Raw genomic sequence first — 14,969 nt, forward strand, 5'->3', positions numbered from 1 at the left:
GGCCATCAATTTTGGCTCGGGCCCGTGGGGTTATCTTTGTGAATGATTATTATCCAGGAAACGGTCATTTCCGACGACATCGCCGACAATTTTTTCGTGTGCAATCTCGAAGCCTGCAAAGGCGCGTGTTGCGTGGAGGGCGACCTTGGCGCACCCCTCGAAGAGCCCGAGCTGAAGATTCTGGAGCAGGAATACGCCAACATCAAGCCTTTCCTCACCGATGCCGGCCGCGCCGCCATTGAGGCGCAGGGCCTTTATATTAAGGACTGGGAGGGTGATTTCAGCACCACCACCATTGAGGACAAGGAGTGCGCCTACGCCCTGTGGGACGAGCGCGGCATCCTGAAGTGCGGCATCGAGCAGGCGTACCTGGCCGGGGCCACCACGTTCAAAAAGCCCATCAGCTGCCACTTATACCCTATTCGCATCACGAAATACGAAGGCTTTGATGCGCTGAACTACGACCGGTGGGGCATCTGTAACCCGGCCTGCGCATTCGGTGGCACGCTGGGCGTGAAAGTGTACCAGTTTCTGAAGGAGCCACTGATTCGCAAGTACGGCGAGGGCTGGTACGGGCAGCTGGTGCAGGAGATTGAGAGCCCGACGGAGAAGAAAAAGTAGGCTGAAAAAAGAAGAACGTCATGCTGAGCGGAGCCCAAGCATCTCGCGTGTAGCAGTAAACCAATCGATTGAGTTACTACCACACGCGAGATGCTTCGGCTCCGCTCCGCATGACGCTCCCGAATGTTCAGGAGGCAGCTTACGCCTCCTTCACCACGATTTTCTCGATTTCGTCGTTGGCGGTAATCTGGTCGATTACCTCAACGCCCTCCACTACTTTGCCGAATACGGTGTGTACACGGTCGAGGTGCGCGGTATTGTCACGCGAGTGCACCACGAAGAACTGCGAGCCGCCGGTGTTTTTGCCAGCGTGGGCCATGCTCAGCGCGCCGCGCTCGTGGTACTGGTGGTCGCCGCTGGTTTCACAGTCGATTTTGTAGCCGGGGCCACCGGTGCCGGGCTGGCCCTTAGCACCTTCGCGGGTATTCGGGCAGCCGCCCTGGATGACGAAATTTGGGATGACGCGGTGAAATTTCAGGCCATCGTAGTAGCCTTTGGCGGCGAGGTCGGTAAAGTTTTTAACGGTGTTCGGAGCATCCTGCTCGTAGAACTCAACTTTCATTACACCCTTTTTGGTGTGGATTTCAGCGGTTTTCATGAATCGTGAATTTTAGCGGTTTAAAACAAATTCCTCGGAAGCAGGGTCTGCTTCAGACCAACGAAGGTAATAATTTGGGGGTCTTGAAAACATCCGGGGCGGGTTGTTGCTTCGTAAGCTCGCAGCCGTATAAGTACATACGTTGCTAACATTTTTCTGCTTACCCAATTTTTCTTCTTTCACACCAACCATTTCATGAAAAAATCTTTTGCTCCCCTGCTGGCTGCTTTCGCAACGAGCCTGCTCCTCGCAAGCTGCGGCAGCGAACAATCCACCGAAACTGCGGTGACCACGGCGAACCCGGCGGACTCAGTAGCCGCAATGGCTGGTGATTCGGCCCGCATGGCCAAGCCCGAAGGCGTGATGGTAGACGGCGTGGCCATGACGGCCGATAAGAACATCGTGGAGAATGCTGCTGGCGCCAAAAGCGTAAGCACGCTGGTATCGGCCGTGAAAGCCGCCGGCCTCGTTGAAACGCTGAGCGGCACTGGTCCCTTCACGGTATTCGCGCCCACCAACGCCGCTTTCGACAAGCTGCCTAAAGGTGCAGTAGCCGGCCTGATGGACCCTGCCAGCAAAGCCAAGCTGGCCGGTGTGCTCACCTACCACGTTATCCCCGGTCGCCTCGTGGCTGCCGACCTGAAAGACGGCCAGGAGCTGACCACCGTGAACGGTGAGAAGCTGAAAGTGACGGTGAAAGACGGCCAGGTGATGATTGGCAACGGCAAAGACGCCCCCGCCACCGTGCAAATCGCCGACGTGATTTCGAGCAATGGCGTGACCCACGTAATTGACACCGTAATTCTGCCCGCGGCCAAGTAAGGCCACCTGTCATTGCGAGCGGAGCGAAGCAATCCGTCCTGTTCTCAGCGACAAACGCTAATGATATGAAAATCCCCGGCTCTGCTCAGAGTCGGGGATTTTTGTTGTCGGTAAATGCTTTTGTCAAAAGGATTCATTAAATCTCAGGGCGAGTCGCTGAGAACAGCACGGATTGGCGCCGCTTGATACGCGGAATGTCCTTCATCCTCGCAATGACGGTTAATGCCGATTATCCTCGCCGGCCAGCATGCTGAGGTAGCTGTCGTAGCGGGGCAGGGCAATGCGGCCCTGGTCTACGGCTTCGCGCACGGCGCAGCCCGGCTCGTGGGTGTGCTGGCAGTTGTGGTAGCGGCACTGGCCCAGCAGGGCCCGAAACTCGGGAAAGTAGCCGGCCAGCTCCGTGGGCGGAATCTCCACTAAGCCGAGCTCCTTGATACCGGGCGTGTCGATGATGAAGGTGCCGGGGCGCACTTCGAGCATTTCGGCGAAGGTGGTGGTATGCACGCCTTTGTCGGAGAATTCGCTGATTTCGGCGGTTTTCAGGTCGAGGTCGGGCACCAGGGCGTTGATGAGCGTGCTCTTGCCCACGCCGGAATGGCCGGCCAGCAGGCTCACCTTCCCATCGAGCAGCTGGTCGATTTCGGCCACGCCCTCGCCCGTAGTAGCGGCGCAGGTGCGGCTGGGATAGCCCAGGCTGGCGTACATGCCCGCGATTTCGGCCTGATACTCGAAGCCGTCGGCATCGTACAAATCGGTTTTGTTGAAGAGTAGCGTGACCGGAATGTGGTAGGCTTCGGCCGTGACCAGAAACCGGTCGATGAACCCGAACGAAGTGGCCGGCGACACCAGCGTCACCACCAGCAGCGCTTGGTCGAGGTTCGCGGCCACGATGTGAACGTGGCCGGTTTTGTGCACCGAGCGGCGCACGATGTAGTTGCGCCGCGGCGCGATGTGCGAAATCACCGCCGCCCCCTCGCCCTGGGCCTCAACCGTGAAATCGACCAGGTCGCCCACGGCCAGCGGGTTGCTGGCTTTCAGGCCTTTGATTTTGAATTTGCCGCGCAGCCGGCAGCGGTACAGCTCCCCGGTGCCGAGGCCGCGCACCGCGTACCACGAGCCCGTGGATTTTACCACGATGCCGTGCAGCAGCCCCGCGGGGCTGGTTGGGAGGGAGGTTTTGGAGGAGGTCATGAGGGAGTGAGGCCACGCAGCGCGGCCATGATAATGCGGGTAGCCCCGGCCTGGTCGTGCACGTAATCAAGAATGGTGTCCTGAAGGCGCAGGCGGGCGTCGTCGTGGTTCCAGAGGTAGGTGAAAGCAGCCTCCAGCTCCGCAGCGTTGTGCACCGGGAAAGCGCCCTTCATGGCCACCAGCTCCACGGCTTCCTGAAACTTGGTATAAGTGGGCCCAAAGAACAGCGGCAGTCCAAAAGCAGCGGCTTCCAGCGTGTTGTGCAAGCCCTTACCAAACGCCCCGCCAATGTAGGCATACTCCCCAAATCGATAGAGCTGACTCAGCAGGCCCACGTTGTCGAAAAGTAGCACGCGGGCCTGGGCTACGGTGGCTACATCGGCCTGCGAGTAGCGCTGCACCTGGCCCGGCAGCACGCTCTCGGCCAGGCGCAGGTTGGTTTCGGTGACCTCGTGCGGGGCTATCAGCACGCGTATTTCGGGGGCGTAGCGCAGCAGCAGCGGGCGCAGCACGGGCAGGTCTTCAGGCCAGCTGCTGCCTACCACCAGCACGGGCGCGCCATCGGCTACGAAGGCATCAACCAGCGGCAGGGAGCGGGCGGGGGAGAGGGCCGTGGCTACCACCGTGTCGAAACGGGTGTCGCCGGCCACGCTCACCCGCGTCAGGCCGGCCGTGCGTAGCAGGTGGGCCGAGGCTTCATTCTGGGTGAAAATATGAGTAAAGCGGGAGAGGATTTTACGGAAAAAACCGCCCCAGGGCTTGAAAAATACCTGCTCGGGCCGAAAAATGGCCGACACCACCACCGCCGGAATCCGTCGCCGGTGCGCCTCATTCAGGAAGTGGTACCAGAACTCGTACTTCACAAATACCACCAGCCGGGGCTGCACGAGGTCGAGGAAAGCCCGGGCGTTGGCGCGGGTATCCAGCGGGAGGTAGAAAATGTAGTCGGCCCCAGGCCAGTCTTTGCGGATTTCGTAACCCGAGGGCGAGAAAAACGTGAGCACCAGCTTAGTGCCGGGATGCGCCAGCCGGTAAGCTTCCAGCAGGGGGCGGCCCTGCTCAAACTCGCCCAGCGAGGCGCAATGAAACCAGACCCGGGGCGCGGGGTCGGAGCTGATGGTATGCCGAATGTGGGCCAGCAGCCCTTGGCGGCCCGCCACCCAGGCCGCTGCCTTGGGCACGAACGGAGCCAACAGCCGGAGCAGCAGCCCGTAGAGGCTCAGGGCGATATCGTAGAGGAAAAGCAAGCCCCAAAATTACGCACTCCGCGCCCAGTCGATGATTACGGCCACGACTAAAGGTTTTTATCGGCTTCCCAGTCAACAGGGCAGGCCTCGCCGTTTTGCTCGAAGTATTGCAGCGCGTCAATCATCCGGATGGCCTCGTTGAGGCTGCGGCCCAGCGGCCGGTCGTTCACCAGCTGGTGGCGCACAATACCGTCTTTGTCGATGAGAAACAGGCCCCGATAGGCCATCGGCGAGCCCACGTAGGTCATTTCGCCCTGCTCGGTGTAGTCGTAGTGCCCGCCCAGCACGTCGTAGTTGGCCGAAATGGTTTTGGTCGCGTCGGCCACCATCGGATAGGTCACGCCCGCGATGCCGCCCTGGTCGCGGGGCTGCTCTACCCAGGCCAGGTGGGCGTAGTGCGAGTCCGTTGAGCAGGCCACCACGGCCACGCCCCGGCGCTCAAATTCCTCCAGCCGGTCCTGAAAAGCCAGAATTTCGGTAGGGCACACCCGGCTGAAATCGGCCGGGTAAAAGTAAAATAACACATGCTTCTTGCCCAGGTAGCGGTCCAGAGAGAATTCTTCTTCGAATTTGCCGTCAATCACGGCTGTAGCTTTAAAGGAAGGGGCACGCTTGCCCACGAGTACTGACATGGCAGGGGGTGTTGAGGAGTAAAGTTGGAGGAGTACGGAAGTACGAAGAAAAAGAACGTCATGCTTCGGCAAGCAGACGCCAGATGAAGCATGACGTTCTAGCGGCCTTTGAATTCCGGCTTGCGCTTCTCCACGAAAGCCGCCATGCCTTCCTTCTGGTCTTCGGAGGCGAAGGTGAGGTAGAAGTTTTTGCGCTCGAAGTGCAGCCCTTCATCCAGAGGCGTTTCGAAGGCGCGGTTGATGGATTCCTTGGCCAGCCGGGCTGCCACCGGGCTCATGGCCGCGATGCTGGCCGCCAGGCGGTAGGCCTCTTCCAGGTACTGGCCCACGGGCACCACGCGGTTTACCAGGCCCACGCGGTGGGCTTCATGGGCCGAGATAAACTCGCCGGTGAGCACCATTTCCATGGCTTTGGCCTTGCCCACGGCGCGGGCCAGGCGCTGGGTGCCGCCCGCGCCCGGCATGGTGCCGAGGCGGATTTCGGGCTGCCCAAACTGGGCCGTTTCCGACGCGACCAGCATGTCGCAGGTCATGGCCAGCTCGCAGCCGCCGCCCAGCGCGAAGCCCGACACCGCCCCAATCAGCGGCTTCCGAAACTTGCGAATCTGCTCCAGGGTAGCGAACCGGTCATCCAGAAACATATCCACCGCCGTTTTGCCCGCCATTTCCTTGATGTCGGCCCCGGCCGCGAAGGCCCGCTCATTGCCCGTAATAATGACCACGCGCACCGTTTCATCGGCATCGAGCGCCAGCAGCGCATCGCGGATTTCGCGCACCAGCTGCCCGTTCAGCGCATTCAATTCCTTGGGGCGGTTGAGTTGGACGAGGGCCACGCCCGGGCGGGACTGCGGCGTTACGAGGAGGAATTCCATGGGGTTAATTTTGATTAGAGGTTTGAAGGCACGTCATGCCGAGCTTGCCGAAGCATCTCTACCGCTTAAGTAAATAATTGCTATTGAGGTAGAGATGCTTCGGCAAGCTCAGCATGACGTTCTCACATGACGTGCTCGCTTACTGGCACACAAACTGAAACGTGCCCCGCGTGCGCTGCTCCAGCAGCAGCCGGCGCCCCTCGGTGAGGCGCGCCACGCTGGCCGCATCGTAGTTCTTAATCGTGAAGAGCGTGAGCCCCGTGTTGTAGTGCAGCGTGAACTGCTCGCGCAGCAAATCGAGTAGCTGATGCACGCGCCGCTCCGAAAAATCGACGCACACCGAAAAGCTGATGGCCGAGTTCTGCATAACGTTAATCTTGAGCTTGGCCTGCGCCAGTGCCCCGAAAATCACCGCCAGGTTTTCCTCCGAAATAAACGAGAAGTCCTTGCTCGAAAAAGACAGCAGGCACTGGTCCGTCTTGCGAATGAAGGCCGGGGCCAGCGGCGGATGCTGGCAGTCGTGGATGAGCGTGCCCTCGGCCGCCGGGTCCAGAAAGGACTTCACCCGCAGCGGAATGTTGCGGTCGGCCAACGGCTTCAGCGTTTTGGGGTGAATGACGGACGCGCCGTAGTACGCCATCTCAATGGTTTCGCGGTAGCTTATTTCGGGGTAGCGCACCGTGTCCGGGAATGTTTTGGGGTCGGCGTTGAGCAGGCCCGCCACGTCTTTCCAGATGGTCACGCTCTCGGCTCGCAGGCAGTAGGCCAGTATGGCGGCCGTGTAGTCGGAGCCCTCGCGGCCGAGGGTGGTGGTGCGGCCGTCGGCCGTGCCGCCTACGAAGCCTTGGGTTACAATTGTCTGAACTTCCTGAAAGCGCGGCAGCACCTCGCTTCGCAGGCTTTCTTCTGTTGCTTGCCAATCCACGAGCCCTTCCCTCCAGTTTTCATCGGTGCGCAATAGCGGGCGGCAATCGAGCCAACGGGTGGGCCGTAAATCATTCAATACATGGGCCACAAACGCTGAGGCTAACAATTCCCCATAGCTGACGACCTGGTCGTATTGTTCGTCGTAGTCCCTGAGGGCGCTGACAGTTGCCAACTGCGCTTCTAAGGCCTCGAAAGCATCCCGAAATCCTTCGTTGACATCCGCCATCATGTAGGGGCCAGCACCGGCTGCTAACGATTCAGCAACTTCACGATGAAAGGCCTTGACGCGACCCAGCGCACCAGCATAGTCTTTGCCGTTGTAAGCGAGTTCAAAAACATTTTCCAGTGCATTGGTCGTCTTGCCCATCGCCGAGACTACAATGACCAGCGGCCCTGAATGTGACCCAACAATTCGCCGAAGATTGAGAATGGCCGCCGCGTCCTTCACCGATGCGCCACCGAATTTGTATACCTGAAGTCCCGTCAGCTCGCTCATAAGCCCCAAAAGTAGGCAGCCCGGCCCCAAAAGCAGGTTTGTTGGCCAGGGTAGCCCAAGGCCCGGCGAGAGAAAACAACCCGCCGCCGCTTCCCGCCACCTTGCCGGCCCTTCCGGGCGACTTGTTGCCACGCCGCTGGTTTCTCAGCGTTTTGCAGGTAATTTTGCCTCCCGCTGTTCCCACTCAACCCCACACATGGACCACACTAAACTGGCGCTGCCCGTCGGCACTACCCTCGACCGCTTCATTATGCGCAAGCAGGAGGACTTTCCCTATGCCACGGGTGAATTGTCCCAATTGCTGCGCGATATCGCCCTGGCCGCCAAAATCGTCAACCGCGAAATCAACCGCTCCGGCCTCATCGACATTGCCGGGGCCTACGGCAGCCAGAACGTGCAGGGCGAAGACCAGCAGAAGCTCGACGTCATCGCCAACATTCGTTTCATCCGGGCCCTGCGCAACGGCGGCGAAGTCTGCACCATCATCTCCGAAGAAGACGATGAGATGATTCAGACCGGCAACAACCAGGGCAAGTACGTGGTGGCCATCGACCCGCTCGACGGCTCGTCGAATATCGACGTGAACGTGAGCATTGGCACCATATTCAGCATCTACCGCCGCGTGTCGCCCACCGGCCGCGAGGGCACCGCCGCCGACTGCCTGCAGCCCGGCACCCACCAGGTGGCCGCCGGCTACATCATCTACGGTTCCAGCACCATGCTCGTGTACACGACGGGCAACGGCGTGAATGGCTTCACCTACGAGCACTCGCTGGGCGAATTCTTCCTTTCGCACCCCGATATTCAGACGCCCAAAACCGGCACGGTCTACTCCGTCAACGAAGGCAGCTCGCACTCCTTCTCGCCCGGCATGACCGAGTTTCTGGAGCAGTGCAAGGGCAACGACTTTTCGGCCCGCTACATCGGCTCGCTCGTGGCCGATTTTCACCGCAACCTGCTCAAGGGCGGCATCTACATCTACCCCGCCACCGTCAAAAACCCCTCGGGCAAGCTGCGCCTCATGTACGAGTGCAACCCCCTGGCCTTCATCGTGGAGCAGGCCGGCGGCAAAAGCAGCAACGGCCAGCAGCGCACCATGGAAATTGAGCCCCGCGTGCCGCACGAGCGCTGCCCGGTCTTCATCGGCAGCAAAGTATTGGTTGAGCAAGCCGAAGCCTGCCTCGCCCGCGAAGCCAAAGCCGTAGCCAAGTAGCGCGAAGCGGTGCTTCGGGTCCCCGCGCCGTTCACGCGGCTCTAACGGCGCGGGAACGCGAAGCGCCGCTTCGCGCTACCAGAAAGGCCGCTCCTGATTCAGGAGCGGCCTTTCTGGTAGTCGTAATCGCTGGAAAGCTATTCGGCTTTCTTACGGCTTTTCTTGGCCGGAGCCGCGGCCTCGGGGTTGCCGGCGGCGTCGGGGGCCTCATCGGCGGCACCAATCACGCCACCGGTGCTCAGGGGCTCATCGGCGGTCGGCTCGTCGGTTTTGGCCTTGCGCTTGGCCTTGGGGGCCGTTTCGGTCGCAGTTTCGGCGGGGGCCTCGGTGGGCTCAGCAGCCTCCTGGTAGGGGCGGTGCTTGCTCACGATGCCGTACCAGGTGGTCAGCTTTTTGATGTCGGACAGGTACACCCGGTCGCGGTCATAGTCGGGAATCACGCCGGCCATGAAATCGGTCAGCTCGCCTTCGCTCGACTTGGCCGTTACCGGCGATGCCGTGCCGTGCTTCTGATAGATGCGCTCGAACACGTCGGTGAGCGGCACCGTCTGGTCGGGGTCCTGGGTATAGATGGAAATTTCCGACAGCAGCGACACTTTGTTGCGGGCCGGAGCCAGGGTGCGGGTGGCTTTCTCGTCGAGGCTTTCGACCAGCACACCGTGGCGGGCGGCCTTCACCAGGCGGTAGAGGCCGGGCATGCCGCTGATGGCGGCCAACTCTTGCAATTCGTAGGGCATTCTTGAAAAAATTTGAATGTTAAGTGTTGAATGTTGAGTGAGAAAACCGGCGGCGAATGAGGATTAGCATCCAACCCTCAGCATTCAACACTCAAAATTACAACTATTGTCCTTCCATCGCGTTCGAGCCGGTCACGCCCATCTTGAACGTGATGGGCAGGCTGGTCAGAATCGGGTATTCGGGCTTTTTGAATTTCATCAGGCGCACCACGCGCAGGGCCTCTTCGCCAGTGCCGCCGCCCACTTGCTTCACCAGCTTAATGCCCGACATGGTGGCATCCGGGTTCAGCGTGAAGCTCACGATGCACTGGCCCTGAATGCGGTTGCGCTTAGCCATCAAGGGGTATTTCAGCTCCTGGCCAATGAAGGCATACATGGCTTCCTGGCCCCCTTCATAGTAGGCCGCCACCGGAATAACTTTACCCGCCGAAGCGATGCCCGTGCCTTGCTCAGCCTGAGTTTTGGGGGCGGGGCTGGTGTTGGGGGCGGTTTGGGCCAGGGCCGGCGCGGTGGCCGCCAGCAGCAGGCCCAGGGCCAGCTTCGATAGGCGATTGGAGTTGGTCATCGTAATAATAATAGTGGGAGCGGAGAGGAAAATGATTGATAAGTAGCCCAAATCGGGCCGGGCGGCAATTGGCAATTTAGGGGCCAATCTACGCATTGTCCGCGGCATCGGCCTTCCAGTCCTTGTTCACGCCGGCAATGAAGTCCAGTAGCTCGTCGCGCCCCAGGCCGGTTTCGGCTGAGGTCTGGAAGTAGCGCGGCAGCTCATCCCAGATTTCCGACATTTTGGCCAGATAAGCCGTGAGCAGGGCCTTGGTTTGCGCCGTCGACTGCTTGTCCGACTTCGTGAACACCATCACGAAGGGAATGCCCTCTTCGCCCAGCTTCTCCATAAACTCCAGGTCGGCGGCCTGCGGCGCGTGGCGCGAGTCCAGGAGCACGCACACGCACATCAGGTTGGGGCGGTGGCGCAGGTAGAAGTTAATCATCTTCGCCCATTCGGCCCGCGAGGTTTTGCTCACCTTGGCGTAGCCATAACCCGGCAAATCGACCAAAAACCAATTATCGTTAATTACGAAATGGTTAATTAATTGCGTCTTGCCCGGCGACGACGATGTTTTGGCCAACGCATTGCGGCCCGTCAGCATATTAATTAGCGACGACTTGCCCACGTTGGACCGGCCGATAAAAGCGTATTCGGGCAAGGCGGGGGCGGGGCACAAGTCGGCGCGCGAGTTGCTGGTTAAAAAACGGGCATCGTGAATAATCATCGGGCAGCTACGAAATAGCGAATTGGTACGAACCGCAAAATTACATCTTAAACCCAGCGGCAGGTGGATAAATAAATAAGTGTGATAAGGTGGCTATTTCATTGATGCTTCTATATTTGCGCGTCCTGCCTACTCATGCCGAGGGGCATTACCACTGCACCTGTCCGTTACCAAATGGCCGATTTTCCGCCAAAAACCGCATTTTGCAAGCAAAGAACCTATCTTTGCCCGTCATTGGCCTTTCCATGGAAGGGCCCTTGGCGAAGTTTAGTGTTGGCTACTACGGTTACCTTCTGCGTAAACGGGCATTAAAATCTAACCCTGCGGCTTTTTTTCAGTATAAGCCCAGAATACTGCTAGCTGCTCCAGCTCCAGCTTGCATGCGGCGCTTCAACGTAAATCAACCCCTTCAGAAATTTCTTTTTTTCAAAAATCTCCTCCAATGGACAACTTATCCAGAAGGTTACTACAAGCGTCGTGCGCTGTTGCCCTCACCGCTGCCGTGGCCAACCCGGCCGCCGCGCAAAGCACGCGTAAGGACCTCAAGGCCGGCAACAAGTTATTCGAGCAGGATAATTACCGCGCTGCCATCCCGTACTACGAGAAGGTGCTCGCCAAAGACCCCAACAACGCCAAAGCACTGTTCAACGCGGGCATCTCTTACATGTCGTTCGACAAAGAGAAGGCCAGCGACTACATCTACAAGGCGCAAAAAATCAAGCCCAAAGTTGATAAATCTGTTGAATACTGGCTCGGCCGGGTCGACCACCTCAACTACAACTTTGATGAGGCCGTTGCCCACTTCCAGGCCTACAACGCCACGCTGAAGAAAAGCGACCAGCGCAAAGAAGAACTGGCGCAGCTCATCGCGCACAGCAAGAATGCCAAAGTGCAGTTCAACTCGCCGAAGGATATTTTTGTCAAGAACCTCGGCCCTACCATCAACACGCAGTACTCGGAGCACAGCCCGGTTATCTCGTCTGATGATAAGACGCTCATCTTCACCTCGCGCGGCGAGGCGGTAACGGGTGCTACCGGCAACATTTCGGATAAGAAAAACAAGAGCATAGCCGCCGATGGCGAGTACTTCGAGGATATTTTCGAAGCTACCCGCGTCGATGACGAAAACTGGCAGAAGCCGCGCTCGCTGAGCGGCGTGCTCAATGGTAAAGGCCACGATGCCTCGACGCAGCTGTTCGATAATGACAGCAAGCTGCTGATGTACCGTAACGACAACAACGGCGACATTTTTGTGTCGGACAAGTCGGGCGGCGACTGGGGCGTGCCGAAGCCTTTGGATGCCAACATTAACTCCAAAGCGTACGAAGGTGATGCCTACATCACGCCGGACGGCCTGACCCTGATTTTTGCCACCGGCAAATATTCGGAGGACGGTACGCTTGACCTGTTCCAGTCGACCCGCGTGGCGGGTGGTGATTTTGGCCCGGCTAAGTCGCTCGGTGCTAACATCAACACCAAGTACGACGACGACAGCCCCTACATGAGCAAAGACGGCAAGACGCTGTACTTCTCGTCGCGCGGCCACAACACCATGGGCGGCTACGACATCTTCAAGTCGGAGTACGATGAGGCCGCCCGCAAGTGGGGCCCTTCGCAGAATATGGGCTATCCCATCAACACCCCGGATGATGACTCGTACTACCGTTTGAGCCCCGATGGTTCGTACGCTTACCTGAGCTCGTACCGCATTGGGGGCTACGGTGAGAAGGACATCTACACCATCAACTACATCAAGAACGCCAACATCATTGGCAAGGTGTTCTCGAAGCGTGACAGCACCACCGTTATTCCCGGTGTGGAGCTGGTGTTCAGCGGTGCGCAGGCCGACAAAACGGCCCTGAGCTTCCGCGATATCACCAAGCCCGATGGCGCTTACCAGGTGGCCGTGCTTTCGGGCCGTACCTACCAGGTGGCCGTGAGCAAGGATGGCAAGAACATTGAAACGCAGGAATTCGCCGTGCCGGTGTCGACCAACGACTCGACCACCATCACCAAGAATTTCTACGTCGATTACATCGACACGACCAGCACGGGCCTCGCGTTCAAGAATATCTACTTCGATACCGACAAGTACAAGCTGCGTCCGGAGTCGATTACGGAACTGAATAACACCAGCCAGGTGCTGATGGCCAACACCGGCATCAACATCTCGATTGAGGGCCACTGCGACTCGCGCAACACCGACGAGTACAACATGGTACTGGGCCAGAACCGCGCCGAGGCAGCCTACAACTATCTCAAGAAGCAGGGCATCGCCGAAACCCGCATGACGACCGTGAGCTACGGCGAGCGTCGCCCGGCCGCGCCGAACGATTCGCCCGAGAACATGCAGCTTAACCGTCGCGACGAGTTCAAGGTGGTGCTGAAAGAAGGTGAGACGATGCCCGTAGTGGCACCGGCTGCCCCGATGACCGAGCCTACTGCCGCGCCGCTCACCCCCGGCAAGAGCAAAATGAAGATGGCCGACGGCACCAAGGTGAAAACCAAAGTGGACGAGGATTCGGACAAAGTGAAGGTGAAAACCAAAGGCCCGACCGGCGACACCAAAACCAAAACCAAAAACGGTGAAGTGGATGCCAAAGCCAAAGACGCTTCGGGCGAAAAAACCAAAATCAAAGCCAAGAACGAGTAGTCGTTCTGACCTTTGACCAGGGAGGCGGGCCGGGCAGATTGTCCGGCCCGCCTTTTTTTATCCCTGTCGCCCGGCCGATACTGCACCTTTGTGTGGCCCGCGCCAACAAACCGGGCCCTTTGGGCGTTGGGGAGGAACAATTTTCTCGCTTCAATTCCGTTCTTTGCGCCCGCTCATGGCCGTAGTACCTTACAAAGACAATTCCGCCGATAAGAAATCGCAGGTTGCCCAGATGTTTAACTCCATCGCGGGCAAGTACGATTTTCTCAACCATTTCCTCAGCGCCGGCACCGATATCTATTGGCGGCGTAAGGCGGTGGATGAGCTGAAAGCCCTGCGCCCTGCGCGCATTCTGGACATTGCCACCGGCACTGCCGATTTCGCTATTGAAACCCTGCGGACTGCCGCGCCCGACGCGCACGTGACGGGGGTAGATATTTCGGAAGGCATGCTGGAAGTAGGCCGGCGCAAGCTGGCCGCCAAAGGTCTGGGCCACCGCATTCAACTGGAGCTCGGTGACTCGGAAAACCTGCCTTTTGCCGATGGGGAATTTGATGCCGTGACTGCTTCTTTCGGAGTGCGCAACTTCGCGCATCTGGAAGTGGGTCTGGCCGAAATGCGCCGGGTGCTGCGGCCGGGTGGCAAGCTGGTAATTCTGGAATTCAGCAAACCGACTGCTTTTCCGCTTAAGCAAGCGTATAATTTTTATTTCCGTCAGGTACTGCCGGTTTTTGGCAAGCTTATTTCCAAAGACAATTCGGCCTATACCTACCTGCCCGCTTCGGTGCAGGCATTTCCCGACGGCTCCGATTTCCTGGCTATTCTGGCCAAAGTCGGCTTCAAAGAACCTGCATGGCAACCTCTCACATTCGGTATCAGCTCGATTTACACGGCGCACAACTAAAGCGCCTGGCGCTACTGGGCCTGCTGGTGCTGGTGGCACCAACGGTGGCCCTGGCCCAGCGCAAATCCAGCTCCCGCATTTCCCGTAACAGCAAAGGCGTCGTGAAATCGGTGACGGTAAAGAACCTGCCGGCTTACGATGAGCGGTGGTTTCATCCGGGGATGTACGTGGGCTTCACGGGCTCGAAGTTCAATATCGAACAGTCGCAAACGTACATCAACAACCGGAACGTCACGGCCAACTCGATTATCAGTCCGAGCCTGACGGTGGGCTTTATCGGCGATGCCCGGTTGGGTGGGCCGGCCTCGCCGTTTGTGCTGCGCTTTGCGCCGGGCGTAAGCTTCCTCACCCGCAAGGTGGAGTTTCGGCCGCGGGGCTACCCCAATCCGGATTCCATCGTGACGCAGGAGCTTACCTCAACAGTGGTAAATTTTCCGCTTCTGGTGAAGTATCAGTCCGACCGGCGGCGCAATACGCGGGCCTATATGATTGCCGGTCTGAACCCCAGCCTCACGGCCAGCACCCGTCGGAGCGACCCCCTGCGCAACCAATTGCAGGCCCTGAACAGCGACCTCACGCTGGAGTACGGCGTGGGCCTGGAGCTGTTTTATCCGCTGTTTAAGCTGGCTCCGGAGCTGCGCTTTTCGCACGGACTGCGCAACTTGCTGGTGCCGCACAAGGATGTGTTCAGCAATAGCCTGCAAAGCATGAGCACGAACTCAGTGACGCTTTACATCAATATTCAGAACTAAAAGTGGTGCCTGGTGCCTGGTGCCTGGTAC

Annotated in this window: 15 protein-coding genes; 6 read left to right on the forward strand and 9 right to left on the reverse strand. The window is 58.8% G+C overall.

All coding sequences use genetic code 11. The features are described from left to right. Positions 1-42 precede the first annotated feature (42 nt). Positions 43-621, forward strand: coding sequence for a DUF3109 family protein (locus ABD819_RS02015; RefSeq protein WP_345120417.1), 579 nt, complete (start codon positions 43-45; stop codon positions 619-621). Between the two features lie 139 nt (positions 622-760). Here the strand turns inward: ABD819_RS02015 and ABD819_RS02020 are convergent, their stop codons facing one another. After that, positions 761-1,219 carry a peptidylprolyl isomerase gene (locus tag ABD819_RS02020; protein WP_345120419.1) on the reverse strand — a complete coding sequence of 153 codons (459 nt, stop codon included), beginning with the start codon at positions 1,217-1,219 and terminating at the stop codon, positions 761-763. Between the two features lie 195 nt (positions 1,220-1,414). Between ABD819_RS02020 and ABD819_RS02025 the strand changes: the two genes are divergently transcribed. Continuing rightward, the gene (locus tag ABD819_RS02025; RefSeq protein ID WP_345120421.1) at positions 1,415-2,041 is read left to right on the forward strand and encodes a fasciclin domain-containing protein; all 627 of its coding nucleotides are present in this window, start codon (positions 1,415-1,417) and stop codon (positions 2,039-2,041) included. A gap of 219 nt (positions 2,042-2,260) precedes the next feature. Here the strand turns inward: ABD819_RS02025 and rsgA are convergent, their stop codons facing one another. The 5 genes from rsgA to ABD819_RS02050 form a co-directional block, all read right to left on the reverse strand. Then, positions 2,261-3,232: a ribosome small subunit-dependent GTPase A gene (rsgA, locus tag ABD819_RS02030; protein ID WP_345120423.1), complete on the reverse strand. Its 972-nt coding sequence runs from the start codon at positions 3,230-3,232 to the stop codon at positions 2,261-2,263. After that, positions 3,229-4,479 (reverse strand): 3-deoxy-D-manno-octulosonic acid transferase, encoded by a 1,251-nt coding sequence (locus ABD819_RS02035; protein ID WP_345120425.1) that lies wholly within the window; start codon positions 4,477-4,479, stop codon positions 3,229-3,231. Before ABD819_RS02035 ends, rsgA begins: the two co-directional genes overlap by 4 nt. A 47-nt stretch (positions 4,480-4,526) precedes the next feature. Continuing rightward, positions 4,527-5,111, reverse strand: coding sequence for a peroxiredoxin (locus tag ABD819_RS02040; RefSeq protein WP_345120428.1), 585 nt, complete (start codon positions 5,109-5,111; stop codon positions 4,527-4,529). Between the two features lie 98 nt (positions 5,112-5,209). Then, positions 5,210-5,983 (reverse strand): enoyl-CoA hydratase-related protein, encoded by a 774-nt coding sequence (locus tag ABD819_RS02045; RefSeq protein WP_345120430.1) that lies wholly within the window; start codon positions 5,981-5,983, stop codon positions 5,210-5,212. 139 nt (positions 5,984-6,122) lie between these two features. Continuing rightward, on the reverse strand, positions 6,123-7,406 hold the full coding sequence (locus ABD819_RS02050) for an aspartate kinase (RefSeq protein WP_345120432.1): 1,284 nt from the start codon (positions 7,404-7,406) through the stop codon (positions 6,123-6,125). A 196-nt stretch (positions 7,407-7,602) separates the two neighbouring features. Between ABD819_RS02050 and fbp the strand changes: the two genes are divergently transcribed. After that, positions 7,603-8,619 carry a class 1 fructose-bisphosphatase gene (gene fbp / locus ABD819_RS02055; protein ID WP_345120434.1) on the forward strand — a complete coding sequence of 339 codons (1,017 nt, stop codon included), beginning with the start codon at positions 7,603-7,605 and terminating at the stop codon, positions 8,617-8,619. A gap of 137 nt (positions 8,620-8,756) precedes the next feature. Here fbp and ABD819_RS02060 read toward each other — a convergent pair whose 3' ends face one another. The 3 genes from ABD819_RS02060 to yihA form a co-directional block, all read right to left on the reverse strand. After that, positions 8,757-9,356, reverse strand: coding sequence for a DUF5606 family protein (locus ABD819_RS02060; protein WP_345120436.1), 600 nt, complete (start codon positions 9,354-9,356; stop codon positions 8,757-8,759). A 103-nt stretch (positions 9,357-9,459) separates the two neighbouring features. Further along, entirely contained in the window at positions 9,460-9,921 is a 462-nt protein-coding gene (locus ABD819_RS02065) for an energy transducer TonB (RefSeq protein WP_345120438.1), read from the reverse strand. A gap of 88 nt (positions 9,922-10,009) precedes the next feature. Next, the gene (gene yihA, locus ABD819_RS02070) at positions 10,010-10,630 is read right to left on the reverse strand and encodes a ribosome biogenesis GTP-binding protein YihA/YsxC (protein ID WP_345120440.1); all 621 of its coding nucleotides are present in this window, start codon (positions 10,628-10,630) and stop codon (positions 10,010-10,012) included. Positions 10,631-11,072: 442 nt separating this feature from the next. Between yihA and ABD819_RS02075 the strand changes: the two genes are divergently transcribed. The 3 genes from ABD819_RS02075 to porT all read left to right on the forward strand — a co-directional run bounded on the left by ABD819_RS02075 (position 11,073) and on the right by porT (position 14,939). Then, complete coding sequence (locus ABD819_RS02075) at positions 11,073-13,283, forward strand: OmpA family protein (protein WP_345120442.1); 2,211 nt, start codon at positions 11,073-11,075, stop codon at positions 13,281-13,283. Positions 13,284-13,458: 175 nt separating this feature from the next. Next, positions 13,459-14,187: a bifunctional demethylmenaquinone methyltransferase/2-methoxy-6-polyprenyl-1,4-benzoquinol methylase UbiE gene (gene ubiE, locus ABD819_RS02080; RefSeq protein WP_345120444.1), complete on the forward strand. Its 729-nt coding sequence runs from the start codon at positions 13,459-13,461 to the stop codon at positions 14,185-14,187. Next, complete coding sequence (gene porT / locus ABD819_RS02085; RefSeq protein WP_345120446.1) at positions 14,136-14,939, forward strand: type IX secretion/gliding motility protein PorT/SprT; 804 nt, start codon at positions 14,136-14,138, stop codon at positions 14,937-14,939. Before ubiE ends, porT begins: the two co-directional genes overlap by 52 nt. Positions 14,940-14,969 lie beyond the last annotated feature (30 nt).

The sequence above is a fragment of the Hymenobacter antarcticus genome (assembly GCF_039539545.1).
Classification (GTDB): domain Bacteria; phylum Bacteroidota; class Bacteroidia; order Cytophagales; family Hymenobacteraceae; genus Hymenobacter; species Hymenobacter antarcticus.

What these genes read in the sequence shown, in the direction of transcription:
- ABD819_RS02040 (WP_345120428.1), bottom strand. Translation starts at nt 5,111, where the DNA reads ATGTCAGTACTCGTGGGCAAGCGTGCCCCTTCCTTTAAAGCTACAGCC.
- rsgA (WP_345120423.1), bottom strand. Translation starts at nt 3,232, where the DNA reads ATGACCTCCTCCAAAACCTCCCTCCCAACCAGCCCCGCGGGGCTGCTG.
- ABD819_RS02045 (WP_345120430.1), bottom strand. Translation starts at nt 5,983, where the DNA reads ATGGAATTCCTCCTCGTAACGCCGCAGTCCCGCCCGGGCGTGGCCCTC.
- ABD819_RS02025 (WP_345120421.1), top strand. Translation starts at nt 1,415, where the DNA reads ATGAAAAAATCTTTTGCTCCCCTGCTGGCTGCTTTCGCAACGAGCCTG.
- ABD819_RS02015 (WP_345120417.1), top strand. Translation starts at nt 43, where the DNA reads ATGATTATTATCCAGGAAACGGTCATTTCCGACGACATCGCCGACAAT.
- porT (WP_345120446.1), top strand. Translation starts at nt 14,136, where the DNA reads ATGGCAACCTCTCACATTCGGTATCAGCTCGATTTACACGGCGCACAA.
- ABD819_RS02020 (WP_345120419.1), bottom strand. Translation starts at nt 1,219, where the DNA reads ATGAAAACCGCTGAAATCCACACCAAAAAGGGTGTAATGAAAGTTGAG.
- ABD819_RS02075 (WP_345120442.1), top strand. Translation starts at nt 11,073, where the DNA reads ATGGACAACTTATCCAGAAGGTTACTACAAGCGTCGTGCGCTGTTGCC.
- ABD819_RS02060 (WP_345120436.1), bottom strand. Translation starts at nt 9,356, where the DNA reads ATGCCCTACGAATTGCAAGAGTTGGCCGCCATCAGCGGCATGCCCGGC.
- ubiE (WP_345120444.1), top strand. Translation starts at nt 13,459, where the DNA reads ATGGCCGTAGTACCTTACAAAGACAATTCCGCCGATAAGAAATCGCAG.
- ABD819_RS02065 (WP_345120438.1), bottom strand. Translation starts at nt 9,921, where the DNA reads ATGACCAACTCCAATCGCCTATCGAAGCTGGCCCTGGGCCTGCTGCTG.
- yihA (WP_345120440.1), bottom strand. Translation starts at nt 10,630, where the DNA reads ATGATTATTCACGATGCCCGTTTTTTAACCAGCAACTCGCGCGCCGAC.
- fbp (WP_345120434.1), top strand. Translation starts at nt 7,603, where the DNA reads ATGGACCACACTAAACTGGCGCTGCCCGTCGGCACTACCCTCGACCGC.
- ABD819_RS02050 (WP_345120432.1), bottom strand. Translation starts at nt 7,406, where the DNA reads ATGAGCGAGCTGACGGGACTTCAGGTATACAAATTCGGTGGCGCATCG.